Source organism: Tepidimonas charontis, from assembly GCF_007556685.1.
Taxonomy (GTDB): Bacteria; Pseudomonadota; Gammaproteobacteria; order Burkholderiales; family Burkholderiaceae_C; genus Tepidimonas; species Tepidimonas charontis.
In genome coordinates this window covers 1-16,795 of the sequence record NZ_VJON01000052.1, presented here as the reverse complement: position 1 = coordinate 16,795, position 16,795 = coordinate 1, and the positions used below count along the sequence as shown (strand labels likewise).

The following is a 16,795-nucleotide window of genomic DNA, read 5'->3' as shown; positions in this document are numbered from 1 at the left end:
CAGCTATCCACCCCGACGAGCGTGCCCCCAGCGCAGTGCAGTTCCTGCGTGACGCCGTGGCGTACTACAACCGCCTGGGCGTGACGATCAAGCGAGTGCTGACCGACAACGGCCCGGCCTTCCGTTCTAAGCCATTCCGGCAGGCTTGCCAGCAACTGGGCATCGCGCACAAGTTCACCCGCGCGTATCGGCCACAAACCAACGGCAAGGCCGAGCGGTTCATTCAGTCGGCGCTGCGTGAGTGGGCCTACGGCTGGACCTACCAAACCTCCGAGCAGCGGCGCCAAGCGCTTCACAGCTGGCAGCACCACTACAACTGGCATCGCCCGCACCACGGCATAGGCCGCGTCGCGCCTATGTCACAGCTTCCAGTTCTTCGGAACAACCTCTTGACGGCTCACACCTAGCGTACATGGGTGCAAATTCGCTACCCGTGAGCAGGCCAGGCAGGCGGTGATGGACTGGATAGCCTTCTACAATCACCGCAGGCCGCATTCGTCGCTGGGCTACCTCAGCCCGATGCAGTACGAGCAGCGCTGGTACGAGGCTCAGCGTAAAAAGGCCGCGTGAACCGTGGGTTAAGAGCTACACGAAACAGGGGCAAGGTCAGCACGTACAGCGCCCACCCGCTGTAGTGCGTCTGCAGCTCGGCCAGTGGCAACTCGGCCGGCGCCTCCGGCAACTCCGGAAAGACGACACGACAGCGCTGGCCGTCGCTGCTGCGCTCGAGCAGCACACAGGCATCACCGTCGTCGAGCAACAAGATGGCGGGCAGTAGCTCGGCGCGCAGACGCTCGATGGGCTGGCGGACGAAGCGGCTGCTCAAGCCGACGCGATGCGCGGCGCGCTCGAACAGACTCGGCACCAAACGCCCCTGCACCAGCGGCAAGCCGGCCACGGTGCCCTCGGCACTGGCGGGCAAACCGTGCGCGCGCGCCACCACCAACAAACAGGTCAACAACGGATCGACCTCGGCCCGCTGTGCTGCAGAGGCTCCATGCGACACCTCGGGCTCCTCGGGCGCCGTGATCATCGAAACGCTCCCACCGTCATCGAACGACTCCTCCGCCCGCCGCGAGGCAGGGTCACGGCGCGTGCACAGCGAACACGGGCACCGGTGCGTTCCTGCCCATGGTCTGCCGCTTTACGGCGGCAGACACCGGCCACTGCCTTCAGTGCTAAAAATGAGTATAGCCGCAATCAGTCGGCCAGCAGCAGCGCCGGCTCGTCGCTGGCCACCACCTGCTGCGCCCAGGCGCGCAGCTTGCGTGTGTCGCTGCGCAGCACCTGTTGTTTGACGGCCAGAATCTGTGTCGGATGCATCGAAAAACTGCGCAGTCCCAACCCCAGCAGCAAGCGTGTCATCGTCGCGTCACCTGCCATCTCGCCACACACGCTCACCGGCTTGCCCGCCTCGACGCAGGCCGCGATGGTGTCAGCCACCAAGCGCAGCACGGCCGGGTGCAGGGGATCGTACAGGTGGGTGACGGACTCGTCCACACGGTCGATGGCCAGTGCGTACTGGATGAGGTCGTTGGTGCCGATGGACAGAAAATCGAAGTGACGCACGAACAGCCGCACGGCCAGCGCCGCCGCCGGCACCTCGATCATGGCGCCGATGCGCACCGGTCCATAGACGGCGCCGCGGCGGTCGAGCTGCTCGCGCGCCTGCGCCAGCATCGCGTGCACCTGCCGGATCTCGCCCAAGTGCGCCAGCATCGGGAACAGGATATTGACCTTGCCGTGCGCTGCCGCGCGCAAAATGGCGCGCAGCTGCGTCAAAAACATGGCCGGCTCGGCCAGGCTCCAGCGGATGGCGCGCAGCCCCAGGGCGGGGTTGAGGTGCTCGTCGCGGCGGTGATGATCCAGCGGCTTGTCCGCGCCCACGTCCACCGTGCGGATGGTGACGGGCAACCCGTGCATGCCCTCGACCGCGCGCCGGTAGGCCTCGTACTGCTCCTCCTCATCCGGTAGTCGGCCACCGCGTCCCATGAACAGAAATTCGGTGCGAAACAGCCCCACGCCGACGGCGCCCACCGACAACGCCGGCACGGTATCCTCGGGCTGCTCGATGTTGGCCAGCAGTTCGATGCGCTGGCCGTCCAGCGTCACCGCCGGGGTATTTTTGATGCGCGCCAGTCGCTCGCGCTCCACCACCCCTTGCCGCTGCTTGTAGCCGTATTCGGCCAGCAGCATCGGCGTCGGATCGACGATCAGCACGCCGGCGTCGCCATCGACGATCACCCAGTCGTCCTGTTGCACCAACTGGCTGGCGTTGCGCGCCCCCACCACGGCCGGGATGTCCATGCTGCGCGCCACGATGGCGGTGTGGCTGGTCTTGCCGCCGACGTCGGTGACGAAGCCGGCGAAGACACTGTGCTTGAATTGCAGCATGTCCGCCGGGGCCAGGTCGTGCGCAATCAGCACCAGCGGGTCGCCTGTGGTGGCGCCGTCGCCCACGGTGGGGGCTGCCACGGGCGAGCCCACCCCCTGCAACACGCGCAGCATGCGCTCGACGATCTGCTCCAGATCGGCTTTGCGTTCACGCAGATAGGGGTCGGTCATCTCGTCGAACTGACGCGCCACCTGCTCAAACTGTGTCGTCAACGCCCACTCGGCGTTGTAGTGGCGCTCGCGCACCCAATGCTTGACCCCGTCTTGCAGCTGCACGTCTTGCAACAGCATCAAGTGCACTTCCAGCAGCGCGGCCAACTCGGCGTGCGCCTCCATGCCATCGTGCACCAAGCCAGCACGCAGCTGCTCGATTTCGGTGATCACCGCATCGCGCGCGCGCCGCAGCCGCGCCAGCTCCGCCTCGGCCTGCTCGGGCGCGATGAAGTAGTGCGCCACATCCAAGCGGCTGGAAGCCACCAGCACGGCGCGTCCAATGGCCACACCGCGCGAGACGGCCTGCCCGTGCAGGGTAAAGGTCATTCTCCCTCTCCGAATTTATCGTCGATGAGGGCCAGCAGCGCGGCCATCGCCTCCTCTTCCTGCGGCCCGTCGGTCTCGATGTCCACCGTCGCGCCCAGGCCAGCGGCCAGCATCATCACGCCCATGATGCTCTTGGCGTTGACGCGTCGCCCATTGCGGCTGAGCCATACCTCACATGGAAAGCTGCTGGCCAGCTTGGTCAACTTGGCCGAGGCGCGGGCGTGCAAGCCGAGCTTATTGCTGATGGTCGCGGTGCGTTGGATCATGACTGGGACGGCGAGACTGGTTTTGCGGTGCGGTGGGCGCCAGCGGCATGACCCCCTGGGTGCCACCCAGCGTGGCGCGCGTCACGAGCGCATCGAGCGGCTCGTGCCGGTAGGTGACGGCGCGCAGCAGCATCGGCAAATTGACCCCGGTGACCAGGCGTGTGTGTCCCCCCTCGAGCAGCCGGGTGGCGACGTTACACGGCGTGGCACCAAAGACGTCGGTCAGCACCAGCGTGTCCACCGCCCCGTGCAGTGCCAGCAGCGCACGGGCGCGCTGTAGCGTGGTCTCCGGCGCCTCGTCCGCTGGCACGTCCAGTGCATCCACGTCCGCCCCTGCGTCGGGAAAGACGTGCAACACGCACTGGCGCAAGGCAGACGCCAACGGCGCATGGGCGATGACCAAAATGGCGTTCACGACGGCGGTGCTTGGCAGAGAGGACGGCCAATATCTTATCGGTGATCCACTCAATGGTCTCAGCGCCAGCGCAGGCCGGCGAAAAAGAGCTCATGTGCCTGCGCATCCAGCGCTGGGCCCAGGACGGCCAGCTGCACCAACCAGCGCCCGTCGCTCGCCCAATGCAACTCGGCCGGCAACGCCTGGCCATCGCCATCCCGACCACTGCCGCGCCAGCAGTGCGCCACGGTGGCGCCCGGCGCGATGCACGGCACCGCCTGCCACGCGGGTGGTGGGCCGCCGTCCTCGGCCTGCACGCCCAAGGCGGCCCAGTGCGCACGTTGCCAGACGTCGATCCAGCGTGGCGCCACCTCGGCCCCTGCGGCACCCGCGGTCGGCAGCGCCACCACCGCCACCGAAAAGGTGCGGCCCGCGGCACGGCAACCCGCCATCTGCAGCGTTACCGGCGGCGCGGCCGGCCCGGCCAAGGGCACCTCGCGCGCCCCCTGGTCGGCCTTGCAGGGCAACCACACCGTCAGCGGCGTGCCCGCCGGCTGCACGGCCCGCCAGTCCAGCGCGGGGCTGCACGCACTGGCCCACACCCCGGCCAGCCCCAGCGCCAGCGGCCGCCACAACCGCCACCCCCAGCCACACCGGCCGCTCGGCCGCGCCGGCGCCGGCGCGCCGGTGGGTGGACGCGTCGGCGACAGCGCGGTGGCAGGATTTGGCATGGGGCGGCACAATGACATGGAACGGATCGTAGCGCAGACGGTCTGACCATGAGCCACAGCCTTTTGGCGCCCTTTGACACCGACCTCACCCCTGTGCCCCGACCATGACCACGTCCGCCCTTGCCGCTCGTCCTGCAGCCACTCTGCCCGTGCCCGCCTCGCTGCCAGAATACGCGCGCGCGGCCACCGCGCGCGGCGAGCCGCTGGTGGTGATGGTGACGCTGGCGGGCTGCGCCTTCTGTGAGGTGGTGCGGGGCCACTACCTGGAGCCGATGCTGCAGCGCGGCGAAGTGGTGGCGGTGCAGCTGGATATGCGGGATCGCCGCACGCCGGTGCAGGATTGGCAAGGCCGGCCCAGCACGGGCTACGAATTGGCACGTGCCTGGCGTGTGCGCGTCGCGCCCACGCTCTTGTTTCTGGACGAGCGCGGTCGCGAACTGGCTGAGCGTCTGGAAGGCATGGGGGTGGCCGACTTCTATGGCCCCTATCTGGAGCAGCGTTTGGCACAAGCCCGCGCGCAGTTGCGCAGCCGACGCTGACGTCACGCCGGCAGTGCGGGGACCACGCCGGGCAAGCGAAAGCGCCCGATCTGCTGATGCAGCTGTTGGACCTGCATGTCCAACGATTTGACGACGGCCACGTTTTCCTCCACGAGCGCCGCGTTTTGCTGGGTGATCTGATTGAGTTGGTCGATCGCTTCGCGCACCTGCCCCAAACCCTCGTTGAGCTGGGTCGCAGCGCCGTCGAGATCGTTCATGCGACCGGCGACGGCCTCGATATGGGTCAAAGCGCTGCGCACCGCTTCATCGGCTTGCTGAGCCTGCTGGGCACTGTCTTGCAGGCCCCCCACATTGGCCTCCAAAATGGTGCGCACTTCGCGCGCCGCCTCGAGAATGCGCTGCAACGCGTGGGCCACACGCTCTTGCTCTTGCATGCGGTGCATGTGCAGCAGCAATTGAGCCCATATGTGTCACTACCGCGAAGAGTACCCAATGCCTTGTCGAGGTACGTTGGTTCAGGGAAAAACCTCATCCCCGGTCGCACCCTCCAGGCGCGCCGCGCACACGCGCGCGCGGCCCTGGTGTTTGGCCTCGTAGAGCTGGGCATCGGCCAGCCCCAGCAGCAAAGCGGGGTGGGCGCCGCGCAGGGCTGGCCCCTCGCGCGCCGCCACACCGAAACTGGCCGTCACCACGGGGGCAGTGCGGCTGTCCCGGTGGGGAATGGCCAGATCCCGCACCGCCTGTTGCATACGCTCGGCCAACGCCTGAGCGTCGGCCAGTGGTGTGTCGGGTAACAGGCAGGCGAACTCCTCGCCGCCGTAGCGCGCCACCATGTCGGCGGGGCGGCGCACATGGGCGCGCAAAGTCTGCGCCACGTGGCGCAGGACGGCATCACCGGCCTGGTGGCCGTAGTGGTCGTTGTAGGCCTTGAAGTGGTCCACGTCGGCCAGTATCAGGCTCAGCGGTGTGCCCAGGCGCTGGGCCCGGCCCCACTCCAGCGCCAGCCGCTCGTCGAAATGGCGTCGGTTGGCCACCCCGGTCAGCCCGTCGATGAAGGCCAGCGCGCGCAACAGGTCGGACTGAAATTTCAACGTCAAATGGGTGCGCACGCGCGCGCGCACCACCGCCGGGTTGACCGGCTTGGAGATGAAGTCCACTGCCCCGGCCTCCAGACAGCGGCTCTCGATGTCGGCGCCCTCGTGCGCAGTGACGAAGATGACTGGTGTGTCGGCACGGTCGCGCGCGGCACGCAAGCGCCGCAGCACCTCGAAGCCATCCATGTCGGGCATGACGACGTCGAGCAGCACGAGGTCGGGCTGCTGCTCGCGCACCAGGTGCAGCGCCTGCTCGCCGCGGGTGGCCATGAACAACTGGTAGGGACCGGTCAAGGCGCGGTACAGCACCTGCAAATGCACCGGTTGATCGTCCACCAGCAACAAGCGCGGTTTGCGCGCCGGCCACGCCTGCCCCACCTCCAGCCGGTCGGCAGGCGTCTCAGGAGGACGCGGTTCCGGGTGCGCCATTCATGCCGCTCCCGGCGCCGCCAGCAGCGTCGCCACCGCCTGCTGCGCTGCCTCGAAATCCAACCCTTCCATCGCCTGGTGCAGCGCCGCCCAGCGCGGGTCGGCGGCCACCGCAGCGTCGCTGAGCATGCGGTCGTGCACCTCCAACGCCTCCATGTCACCTTGCTGCAACAGGACCTGCAGCCGCACCAGCTCGGCGCGCCAGTTGGCCGGGTCGGCAGCGGCGGTGTCGCGTGGTGCCTCCACTTCCGCCGGCACCAGCCCGCGCTCTTGCATGACCTGCAGCACGCGCTGCAAGGCATCGGCGCTCATCTGCAGCTCGGCGGCCAGTGGCGGCCACCAGGCGCTGCTGTCCAGAGGTGTGGCCGCAGGACCCTCGGCGGCCGCCAGCACCGCCTTGACGGCTTGCTCGGCGCGCGCGGCGCATTGCGCCAGCCTCACCGCCCCCACTGTGCTGGCCGTACCCTTGAGGGTGTGCAAGGCCGCCACCAGCGCGGCGTCGGGCACCTGCCCCAGACGGGCTTGCAGGTCGGCCTGCACCGCCGGCAAACCCTGCACGAAGCCACGTACCACGCGCTGATACAGCACCGGGTCGCCGCCGAGGCGCTGCAGCGCAGCGTCCACCTCGACCCGGTCGGCGTCGGGCCAATCGCGCGCGGCAGGGGCATCGGCCAACGCGGCATCGGCGGCTGGCAGCCCCTCGGCCAGGGTTGGCGCACTCGCCAGCGGCGCAGCGGCACCGTTGGCTGGCGCAGCATCCATCGCCGGCCCTTCCTCGTCGCGCACAGCGTGCGGCGCCCAATGCCGCAGCACCTGCACCAATTGGTCGATGGCAAAGGGCTTACCGACGTGGTCGTTCATGCCCACGGCCAAGCACGCCTCGCGGTCGCTGGCCATGGCGTTGGCGGTCATGGCGATGATCGGAATGGCGGTCAAGCCGAGCCGCTGGCGAATCACCACCGTGGCTTGCAAACCATCCAACACCGGCATTTGCATGTCCATCAGCACCACATCGAAGGCATCGGCGCGGCGCTGCAGCGCATCCACTGCTTTTTGGCCGTTGTCGGCCACGGTCACCTCGGCGCCCTCACGCCGCAGCAGTTCGGTGGCCACCTGCTGGTTGATCGGGTTGTCCTCGACCAACAGCACGCGCAGGCCGCGCAAGCGCTGGCGCACGGCACGCGCCGTCGCCTTCGCCGACGCCTGCTGGGGCGCGCGCGCGTCGGCCACCGCGTCGAACAGCATGCTGGCCGTCACCGGCTTGACCAGATAGCCGTCCAGCACGCCCGCGCTGCCGGCATCGGTGCCATCGAGCGCGTCGCGCCCGCTGGCGCTGACCATGATGAGCACACTGCGCGTGGCCGGCGACGGGACAGCCGGGTGTGCGGCTTCCCACTCGCGCCACGCCCGCGCCAGCGCCAGCCCGTCCATGCCCGGTAGCGTCCAGTCGATGAAAACCACATCGTAGCGCTGCCCCCGTTGCAGACACGCCAGCGCCGCCTCGGCATCGGCCTGCATCTCGCACTGCCACCCCAGGGCGCGCAGCGCGCCGCAGATGACGGTGCGTGCTTCCGGGTGATCGTCCACCACCAGACAGCGCAGGCCTTGCAGGTCGGGCAGCGCCGGGCGCGGCTGCAGCTCGGCAGGCACGGTCTGCGCCACCGGCAGCGCGATTTCGAAGGCGAAGGTGCTGCCTTGGCCGGGCGTACTGTCGAGCGTGATCTCGCCGCCCATCAGCTGCACCAGCCGCTGGCTGATCACCAGCCCCAGCCCGGTGCCGCCGTATTGGCGGGTGATGCCAGATTCGGCCTGATTGAAGGCCTGGAATAGGCGCTGGCGCTGCTCGGGGGTGATGCCGATGCCGGTGTCGATGACGGCGAATTGCAGGCGCGCGACAGGCGCGCCGTCCGGTCCCGGCTCCAATGCGATCAGGCGCACGCGCAGCGTCACGCTGCCCTGATGGGTGAATTTGATGGCATTCCCACCCAGGTTGATGAGCACCTGCTGCAGTCGCAGGGCGTCACCGATGAGCACGCGCGGAATGGTGCGGTCGATGTCGAACAGCAGCTCCAGGCGCTTGCCGCGCAAATTGGCGGCGTACAGCGTGGCCAGGTCGCGCCAGAGGCGATCGACGGCAAAGGGCTCGCAATGCAGTTCGAGCTTGCCGGCCTCGATCTTCGAGAAGTCCAGAATGTCGTTGATGATGCCCAGCAGCGACTTGGCCGCGGCTTCGCTTTTTTCCGCGTAGTCGCGCTGGCGCGCGTCCAGCGGCGTGCCCAGCAGCAGCTGCAGCATGCCCAGCACGGCGTTCATCGGCGTGCGAATTTCGTGGCTCATGTTGGCCAGAAACTGACTCTTGGCACGGCTGGCCTCTTCGGCGGCGCGCCGTGCTCGCTCCAGCTCGGTGACGTCGAATCGCAGCCCCACCGTATGGCCGTTGGGCAGTCGCCGCTCGACGATGCGCAGTGCCGTACCGTCACCACGCTGCACGACGCGGTCGGTGCGGCCAGCGCGAAAATCGGCCACGCGCTGCGCCAGCCACGTCTCGGCGTCGGTGCCGGGCGGCAGTTTGATTTCACCGCGCATCAAGCCGGTGCGGATGAAGGTGTCGAACGACACCCCTAGTTGCAATATGTCACGCAAGCCGGCGTGCAGCGCGTAGAACTGGTCGTTGGCCCACAGCAGGCGTTCCTCGGCATCGAACACCGACAGCGATGCGCCCAGCGCCTGCAGCGCGTTGACGAGCAGCTGCTCCTTTTCTTCCGCAACGGCGCGCGCGCGCTCCAAGTCGGTGATGTCGATGCGAAAGCCAACCGTGTAGCCCTCGGGCGTGCGGCGCTCGATGATGCGCAGCACCCGTCCGTCGCTCAAGTGCTGGGTCAGTTCATAGTTGCTCTGGCGGTGCTGCGCCACCCGCTCGGCCACCCACGCCTGAACACGACCGACGGCGGCCGTATATTCCCCGCGCTCGGCACCATAGCGCACGATCTCCTCGAAGGTGCGGCCCGGCTCCATCAGGGGCGCGGCCAACGGGTAGTAGTCGCGATAGCGCTGATTGCAAAAGACCAGCCGGTCCTCGGGGTCGTAGAGGGCAAAGCCCTCGCCCAGCGTCTCGATGGCGCTGCGCAGCAGGCGCTCGGCGCGTGCAGCGGCTTCCTCGGCCGTTTTCAGCGGCGTGATATCCAAATTGGTGCCATAGATCGCCAGGCGCTGCGCATCCTGTGGATCGGGCTGACGACGCGCCCGGGTGACCACCCAGCGCCAGCTGCCGTCGCGGTGACGCAGGCGCAGCGTGTACTCCAGGGTTTCTTCGCTACCGGCCATGATGCCCAGCAAGGCCAACTCCAGCCCCGGCAAGTCGTCCGGATGCACGCGGGCGGCCCATTCGTCGCGCATGACGCGCGGCGGCGGCGGGCCGTCATCCGTGCGCCAGCCCAACATGCGCCACCACTGCGCGTCCACGTAGGCGTGGCCCGTGTCGGGGTCCATGACCCAGGTACCTGCCCTGGTGGCCTCCAATATCGCTTGGAGGCGCGCGCGCGAAGCGGCCAGGGCCTGATCGGCCAGCTTGCGCGCGGTGATGTCGAATCGAATCGACAGGTAGCGCTCGATCTGTCCCTGCGCATCGAACAGCGGCGCCACGATGCTGTCCACCCAATACAGGTCACCGCTCTTGGCGCGGTTGCAGATTTCGCCACGCCACCCGCGGCCACTGCGAATCGTGACCCAGAAGTCGCGCCAAAACGCCACATCGTGCACGCCCGAGTTGACGATGCGGTGCGGCGCGCCGATCAGCTCGTCGCGCGTGTAGCCGCTGATGCGGCAAAATGCCTCGTTGACATCGACGATGGTGCCATCGGGCGCGGCCTGACTGACGATGGCGTGCTGGCGAATCGTCTCCATCAAAGCCGTGGCTTCGGCCAGCGCCACTTGCAGCCGCTCTTGCGCGCGCACGCGCTCCGTGATGTCGGCCTCCACCGCCATGAAACCGGTGCATACGCCAGCGGCATCGTGCAGCGCAATCACATCGATCGCGACCCAATATTCGCGCCCATCCTTGGCGCGATTGAGGATATCGATGGTCACGTCGCGCCCGTCACGCACCGCCTCGCGCAGCGCTTGCAGCGCGCGCGGGTCACTGCGCGGGCATTGCAGTAACGCCCCAGGCTTTTGTCCCCGCATCTCGTCCAGGGTGTAGCCGGTCAAGGCCTCGGCTGCTGTGTTCATCCATGTCACACGCCCGCTGCGGTCGGTAAACAACACGGCGTTGTGGGTGTGCCGCGCCACCAGAGCCAGGCGCTGTACATCGCTTTGCAGCAGCGCCAGCCGCTCGCGTTCGCTGCGGCGCAGGCGGTACGCCGCGCTCACCGCCCAAGCAGCCAACAGCGCCACCGGCAGCGCCCCCACCGCTACCCAGTGCGCCGCCCACGACTGCGCGCTGCGTTCGACCTCAGGCGTGCTGCGCACGTACAAGTCGAAGGCGCGCCCGGCCAGGACGACGCGCCGGTGAGCCCCCGCCTGCGCAGCGCCTCTCCAGTCGGCCTCGGCGCCGACGCGTTGCAGTACACCGTGTCGGTCGGAGTCCAGCAGCTCCACGCCGCGTGGGCCCGGCTGTGGGTCGGAGGGCAAATCCTGCAGCGGCGGCGTGCGCGCCGCCTGCTGTGAGGCCGCGTGATCGACCCAGTGCCAGTCGAGTGCACTGACCACCATACCCGCCTCGCGCGCCAGCTCCTGGGCAGGTACGCCCAGGACAACGAAACCCTCCAGCAGGCGCTCGCGGTCAGCGGGGGCCGCTGGTGTCCAGCCCCCGCTGTACACCGGCAAGACCAGCAAAAACCCGTATGCCCCCTTGGGTGCATTGGCCAGCCACACCGGCGCCGACAGCGTCGCTTGCCCGCTGCGTGCAGCCTGCTGCATTGCCTGCCAACGGATGGGATCGGACGACAACTCCAGCCCTACCAGATGCTCCTTCCCCGGTGGCTCGATCCAGTCGATCAGAAAATGGTCGTCCGTGGGGGGACCCGCTGGGCGAATGGGACGCGCTCGCACGGGCGTGGACAGGCCGCGCCGATTAACGTCGGCCTGCCAGCGAGGCACATCCGCCTGGGCCACGCGACGCACGAAAGCGATGCCCGACAGCGCCGGGTAACGCTCGGCCAATTCCTGCGGGGCCATGAACGCGCGCGCTTGACGCCAGTCACCCTCGGGATGGGCGTGTAGCCAGCCGCGCACGGCCAACAGCAGGGTGGCATAGCGCTCAACCGCTTGCTCCAGCCGCGCCTCGACGACGATCAAATCGCGCTCCAAGGCAGCCTGCAAGTCGTCCCGATCCTGACGCTGCAGCCACAGGCTGCCCGCCCCCCCCACCATCAAGACCGCCACGATGGTGGCGATGATGACCAGCAGCAGCCCCCAAGCCCGCCCCTGGGAAGGAGCACCATCACGGGGCTGCAATGACGCGGGCGACATGGGGCCTCTCCTGACGTGCGCGTGATTGTCGGCGTCAGCTCGGGCGCCCGCCCAGCACGCGCGCCAGCTCTGCGGCCAGCCGCTCGGCATCCAGCGGCTTGGCCACGTAGCCGTCGGCGCCCGCGTCGAGCATCCGCCGCCGGTCTTCGGGCAGATCGTACGCAGTCACCATGATCACCGGCGTACGCGGCCGCCCAGCGCGCTCCCAGGCGCGCAGCTCGGCCAACGCCTCCAGCCCGCCCATATCGGGCATGGTCACATCGAACAAGGCCACATCGAAGTGTTGCGCCTGCAGGGCTTGCAGGGCCTTGCGGCCATCGGTCACCAGTACCCCACTGTGCCCCATCTCGCGCAAAAGGCGGGTGGCCAGTCGCAAATTGAGGGCGTTGTCGTCGGCCACCAGCACGCGCAACGGACGGGAACATTGGGCAGGCGAAGTACTCATAAGCCGATGGTAACGGCAAAATAGCGCCCGGCACAGACGTGGTTGACATCGCTCTGGGTACTACATGGGCTTGCCTCGGCCAGTCTGGTACCGCACCCAGACGCCTCCTGTGATCGGACGGCACGCGGTGCCGCAACGGGTGCGCGAGCCCTCGCCCAGCCGCCTAAGGAGGCGCACCCGGCGCTTGGCCATCCACCCCGTTTGATACGAGGAGAAGCACCCATGACACCCCGATGGCGACCTTGGCTGTTGACCGCGCCGCTGTGGCCTACCTTGACTGCGCTGAGCGGCTGTGCCGGCGGCGAGCAGGCCCCGGCTTCGACCTTTCGGCTGCTCGATGGCCGCACGCTGACGCCTGCCGAATGGCAAGGCCGGGTGGTGCTGGTCAACTTCTGGGCCACCACCTGCGCCAGCTGCGTCAAGGAAATGCCGCAATTGGTGCAGACCTATCAGCGCTTCCGCGAACGCGGCTTCGAAACCATCGCCGTGGCGATGAGCTACGACCGGCCGGAGTGGGTAGCCAATTTTGCGCGCACGCGCCAGCTGCCATTCCCCGTGGCCTTGGACAGCGATGGAGCGCTGGCTCGCGCCTGGGGCGACGTCAAGCTCACCCCCACCACCTATGTCGTTGACCGGCGCAGCCGCATCGTCAAACGCTATGTGGGCGAGCCCGACTTCAATGCACTGGCCGCCCTGTTGGAGCAGCTTTTGAACGCCAGCTAAGGCGCGTCGCGGCCAGCGCACGCAGTCCATTGGCGCGAGCAACAAGCGCCCAGCGCGGCCGATTTTCAGCGCACAGCGCGCAGCGCACCACGACGCCACCTCTGGCGCACCCGCTCATCGAGGCCGAGCGCATCGCGTATGTGCCCTGCGCCGAACTCATCGGCCCCGCGTCCTCTGCCCTCGGCGTCGTCACCCGTGGCCAGAGACGCCCGATCGGGAGGGATCTACGCGGAGCCGACGCCACCCGTCACTCGCGGTAGGCATCGTGACAAGCCTTACAGGTGGCGGCCGCGTCACCGAAGGTCTTCTTGATCGCATCCAGGTTGCCGGTGCGGGTGGCCGCTTCCAGGTCTGCCACTGCCTTCATCATCTTGTCGGCCCCAGCGCGGACTTTGTCCATCTCCATCCACGCCTCGGGTTTGGTGCGGCTCTTGATCTTTTCCGTCTCGGGCGTGAAGCCGGCCCAGGGCAGCTTGGACAGCATGGCGACGATGGCGGCGTTTTCCTGCGCCACCTTGGCGTCGAACGGCACCCGGCCCTGCACCATGGCGCCGATGCGGGTGAAGTGCGCCCCCATGACGGTAAAGGCGCCTTGGCGATACTTCACCGCGTCTTCCGGCTTTTGGAACTGAGCGTGGGCCGCACCGCTCAGAGCGAGGGCGACGGTGGCAACGATGAGATGTGGTTTCATGCGATCAACCTCCGGTGTGGCATTCAAGGAACCGACAGTGTATGCGCATACGGCAAAATATGCTGGCGTGTTGTTGCGCCGCTACAGCACCTAGCGATGGATCCCAGGGGCGGCAGCCCAGTTCCGCAGCGGCAGGTTCTCGACTCACCTCCGCCCGCCGGCGCCGGCGCGACCCGGGATGGCGCCGGCGGTGAAGACGCAATGCGGACGTTCGGCCGGCTGGATGGGGCCGTGCGGCCAGGCGCTCAGGCTGCATCGGCGGGCTTGCCGCCGCACGTGTGTTTTGCAGGAGATCGTTCGTGACTCGCTCCGATCTGAACCCCTGGGCCGATAGCGCCCGGGTACGCATCCGGGTCTGGGATTTGCCGACACGGCTATTCCACTGGCTGCTGGCAGGTGCCGTCGTCGGCTTGGTCATCACCGGTAACCTGGGCGGCAACTGGATGACGTGGCACCAGCGTTTGGGCTACGCGGTGCTGGCGCTGTTGCTGTTTCGCCTGGTCTGGGGATTGATCGGTGGGCGCTGGTCACGGTTTGCCCAGTTTCTCTACGGCCCATGCACTCTGTGGGCATATCTGCGCGGCCGCGCCAGTCCCGACGTCGAGGTGGGGCACTCTCCGCTGGGGGCGCTGTCGGTCTTTGCGCTGCTGGTGGCGCTGGCGGTGCAGGTGGGCACCGGACTCATCAGCGACGATGAAATCGCCTTCGTCGGACCGCTGGCGCATCTGGTGGCCACGGAAACCGCTTACGCCGCCACCGCCTGGCACAAGGGCTGGGGCAAGGTGCTGCTGCTGTCACTGGTGGGGCTACACCTGGCCGCCCTCGCGGTGTACCACTGGGCGCTGGGCAAATCGCTGGTGCCGCCCATGGTGCATGGCGACAAATGGTTGCCGCCGCACATCCCGGGCAGTGCCGATGGCTGGACACAACGGTTGTTGGCGCTGGCCGTGGCGGCTGCCTGCGTGGCCGCCACCGTCTGGATCGTCAACCTGTCCCCGGCGGGGTGAGGCGGGGGCAGCCGCCACGCGAGCGCATGAGCGGGTGCACATCAACCCATCCCGCGGCGACGAAGTCGAATCGGCGGCACGACGCCGTATGATTGCGGCATGGGTGAGGCCACGGACGACCCCCACGACCCTACACATGAGGCCCCAGAGGGGCCACACATTGCTCTGTACAGTGTCGATGGGCACGACAGCGCTGCGCTGAACGTCGTCCGCGCTCTGTTTCTCGAATATCAAGACGATATCGGCATCGACCTGGGCTTCCAAGGCTTTGCCCAAGAATTGGCCGAATTGCCCGGGGCCTATGCGCCGCCGCAGGGGGCGCTGTTGCTGGCCACCGTGGATGGCGAGCCGGCCGGCTGCTGTGCGCTGCGCCCCCTGCTCGACAGTGACCACGGCGTTGCCGCCGAAATGAAGCGGCTGTTCGTGCGGCGCGCCTTTCGAGGCTTTGGTCTGGGGCGGCTACTGGCCGAACGCATCGTACTGCTGGCGCAACAAGCTGGCTACGATTGCGTGCTGCTCGATACCCTGCGCGAGATGGAAGCGGCCCGCTCGCTCTACCACGAGATGGGTTTCGTCGAAATTCCGCCGTATTACCACAACCCTCTGCCGGGGGCCCACTACCTGAAATTGTCCTTGTAGAGGACACCTCGGTTGGGCGCGCCGGCACCGGCGCGCTGACACGCGCCGGGTGCCACCCGCCCAAAGGCACGATCCGCAGGCAGGTGCTTGTCTGTCCGTGCTGAGGCGCCCAGCCCTCCGTGCTAAGGCGCCCTGCCCACAGCCTTGAGACGCCTGGTCCGCGCTCCGGCCTGCAAAGCAGCTGCGCGCAGCGAACGCGGGCATCGGTCGCGGCGGGGTCGGCTTCAGCCCGTCTGCACCTCAAACCCCACCACATTGCGCTGCTGCCGACTGAACTCGATGCCGACCAGATGCAGCGGCCGCCCGTCGGCGCGGTATTTGTCCGCATAGCCCTTGGCGCGCAGCTGCGCCAGCGCTTGCCCGGTGGCCTGGTCGGGCACCACCTTGAACTCGAACAGATAGATGCGCTCGGGGAGCTTGACCGTCAGGTCGATGCAGCCCTGGTTGGTGACGTCTTCGGCAATCAGCTCCAAGCCCAGCGCGGCCAAGTGGCTGTAGAAGACGCTGGCCCAGTAGCCTTCGTACTGGGTGATGGGGTTGTGGCGGTACCAGTCGTGTGGGATGGCGGCGTAGAGGCTTTCCAAGTGGCGACGCAGGCCGGTGTGGTCGCCCGCGGCCAAGGCGTCATACAGGCGCCCCACCGCCTCGGCAGCGCGCGCTGGCTCGCCAAAGAGGGCTTTGAACAACACATCGTTCAAGGCGCTTTCGACTTCACGGTTGGGAAAACTCAACCGGTACTCGGTGCGCGCACCGATGCGGCGCTGGCCGTGGAAGGTGAGATAGCCGGTCTGCCACAGCAGCGCCTCCGGCGCCATGGCCTCCACATCGAAGCTCGACAGCAGCGCCTCATCGGCCACGACATCGGCCAGCCGCGGTGTGAAGGTGCGCCGCCGCGTCAGCTCCTCGACCAAAAAGGTCGGCGTGCCGGTCTCGAACCAGTAGGGGCGAAATTCGCGCTTGTCAAACAGCAGCAGCACATCGAACGGGTTGTAGACCGCCTCGCCCAGCCAGTTGTAGCCGTTGTACCAGTCGCGAATGGCTTGCCGGTCCAGCCCCTGCAGCTCCGGTGCGAAGACCGTGTCCACATCGGCTTCGGTGTAGCCGCAGATGGCCGAGTACTCGGCCGAGACGGTGATGTCGCGCAGGTTGTTCAGCCCCGAGAAGATCGAGCCCGTGCTGAATTTGGACACGCCGGTCAGAAACGCAAAGCGGATGTGCGCGTCGCTGTCTTTGATGACCGAGTACAGATTGCGTAGCCCCTCGCGCAGGGTTCGTGCCACTTCGGGCTCGCTGAGGTTGTCCAGGATCTGCCCCGCCCGCAGTTTTTTTGGACACGGAATTGGGGTTGTCAAGCGACACGAAGATTTGACCCCCTGACGACATCTGGAATTGACCCCCGGGTTAATCAACTCTCTGACGTGATCGGGGTGGGGGCAGCGGCCTTGTGCAGAAGGCCGCTGCGGCGCTTGTCGC

General features: G+C 67.6%; 16 protein-coding genes and 1 pseudogene. 6 read left to right on the top strand and 11 right to left on the bottom strand.

Features of this window, described 5'->3' with window-relative positions:
• Positions 1–407, top strand: a 407-nt coding sequence (locus tag Tchar_RS12100; protein WP_144329264.1) for an integrase core domain-containing protein, incomplete at its 5' end; no start/stop codon positions are given.
• A pseudogene (locus Tchar_RS12095) lies at positions 400–570 on the top strand (IS3 family transposase); the annotation flags it as partial. The gene Tchar_RS12100 and the pseudogene Tchar_RS12095, both read left to right, overlap by 8 nt.
• Here the strand turns inward: Tchar_RS12095 and Tchar_RS12090 are convergent.
• From Tchar_RS12090 to Tchar_RS12070, 5 genes are all read right to left on the bottom strand, one after another.
• Positions 512–1,033 carry a cysteine peptidase family C39 domain-containing protein gene (locus Tchar_RS12090; RefSeq protein WP_144329263.1) on the bottom strand — a complete coding sequence of 174 codons (522 nt, stop codon included), beginning with the start codon at positions 1,031–1,033 and terminating at the stop codon, positions 512–514. The pseudogene Tchar_RS12095 and the gene Tchar_RS12090 overlap by 59 nt on opposite strands.
• Positions 1,034–1,200: 167 nt before the next feature.
• Positions 1,201–2,934, bottom strand: coding sequence for a phosphoenolpyruvate--protein phosphotransferase (gene ptsP / locus Tchar_RS12085; RefSeq protein WP_144329262.1), 1,734 nt, complete (start codon positions 2,932–2,934; stop codon positions 1,201–1,203).
• On the bottom strand, positions 2,931–3,200 hold the full coding sequence (locus Tchar_RS12080) for an HPr family phosphocarrier protein (protein WP_144329261.1): 270 nt from the start codon (positions 3,198–3,200) through the stop codon (positions 2,931–2,933). Before Tchar_RS12080 ends, ptsP begins: the two co-directional genes overlap by 4 nt.
• On the bottom strand, positions 3,169–3,615 hold the full coding sequence (locus Tchar_RS12075; protein WP_144329260.1) for a PTS sugar transporter subunit IIA: 447 nt from the start codon (positions 3,613–3,615) through the stop codon (positions 3,169–3,171). The genes Tchar_RS12080 and Tchar_RS12075 overlap by 32 nt, the downstream gene beginning before the upstream one ends.
• 59 nt (positions 3,616–3,674) lie before the next feature.
• Positions 3,675–4,325, bottom strand: coding sequence for a hypothetical protein (locus tag Tchar_RS12070; RefSeq protein ID WP_144329259.1), 651 nt, complete (start codon positions 4,323–4,325; stop codon positions 3,675–3,677).
• A gap of 104 nt (positions 4,326–4,429) precedes the next feature.
• Between Tchar_RS12070 and Tchar_RS12065 the strand changes: the two genes are divergently transcribed.
• On the top strand, positions 4,430–4,864 hold the full coding sequence (locus tag Tchar_RS12065; RefSeq protein WP_144329258.1) for a thioredoxin fold domain-containing protein: 435 nt from the start codon (positions 4,430–4,432) through the stop codon (positions 4,862–4,864).
• Between the two features lie 2 nt (positions 4,865–4,866).
• On the opposite strand, the gene Tchar_RS12060 is transcribed toward Tchar_RS12065, so the two are convergent.
• The 4 genes from Tchar_RS12060 to Tchar_RS12045 all read right to left on the bottom strand — a co-directional run bounded on the left by Tchar_RS12060 (position 4,867) and on the right by Tchar_RS12045 (position 12,262).
• On the bottom strand, positions 4,867–5,268 hold the full coding sequence (locus Tchar_RS12060; protein ID WP_144329257.1) for a hypothetical protein: 402 nt from the start codon (positions 5,266–5,268) through the stop codon (positions 4,867–4,869).
• A gap of 72 nt (positions 5,269–5,340) precedes the next feature.
• The gene (locus Tchar_RS12055) at positions 5,341–6,348 is read right to left on the bottom strand and encodes a diguanylate cyclase domain-containing protein (RefSeq protein WP_144329256.1); all 1,008 of its coding nucleotides are present in this window, start codon (positions 6,346–6,348) and stop codon (positions 5,341–5,343) included.
• Complete coding sequence (locus tag Tchar_RS12050) at positions 6,349–11,817, bottom strand: PAS domain S-box protein (protein WP_161595524.1); 5,469 nt, start codon at positions 11,815–11,817, stop codon at positions 6,349–6,351.
• A gap of 34 nt (positions 11,818–11,851) precedes the next feature.
• Positions 11,852–12,262 (bottom strand): response regulator, encoded by a 411-nt coding sequence (locus Tchar_RS12045; RefSeq protein WP_144329254.1) that lies wholly within the window; start codon positions 12,260–12,262, stop codon positions 11,852–11,854.
• A gap of 222 nt (positions 12,263–12,484) precedes the next feature.
• Between Tchar_RS12045 and Tchar_RS12040 the strand changes: the two genes are divergently transcribed.
• A complete protein-coding gene (locus Tchar_RS12040) occupies positions 12,485–12,985 on the top strand; it encodes a TlpA disulfide reductase family protein (protein ID WP_144329253.1) in 501 nt (166 codons plus the stop codon).
• 247 nt (positions 12,986–13,232) lie between these two features.
• Here Tchar_RS12040 and Tchar_RS12035 read toward each other — a convergent pair whose 3' ends face one another.
• The gene (locus Tchar_RS12035) at positions 13,233–13,676 is read right to left on the bottom strand and encodes a c-type cytochrome (protein WP_144329252.1); all 444 of its coding nucleotides are present in this window, start codon (positions 13,674–13,676) and stop codon (positions 13,233–13,235) included.
• 299 nt (positions 13,677–13,975) lie between these two features.
• On the opposite strand from Tchar_RS12035, the gene Tchar_RS12030 reads away from it, so the two are divergent.
• Positions 13,976–14,683 (top strand): cytochrome b/b6 domain-containing protein, encoded by a 708-nt coding sequence (locus Tchar_RS12030; protein ID WP_236640453.1) that lies wholly within the window; start codon positions 13,976–13,978, stop codon positions 14,681–14,683.
• Between the two features lie 99 nt (positions 14,684–14,782).
• Complete coding sequence (locus tag Tchar_RS12025; RefSeq protein ID WP_144329251.1) at positions 14,783–15,322, top strand: GNAT family N-acetyltransferase; 540 nt, start codon at positions 14,783–14,785, stop codon at positions 15,320–15,322.
• Positions 15,323–15,546: 224 nt separating this feature from the next.
• On the opposite strand, the gene Tchar_RS12020 is transcribed toward Tchar_RS12025, so the two are convergent.
• A complete protein-coding gene (locus Tchar_RS12020; RefSeq protein WP_268969091.1) occupies positions 15,547–16,674 on the bottom strand; it encodes a PD-(D/E)XK nuclease domain-containing protein in 1,128 nt (375 codons plus the stop codon).
• Positions 16,675–16,795 lie beyond the last annotated feature (121 nt).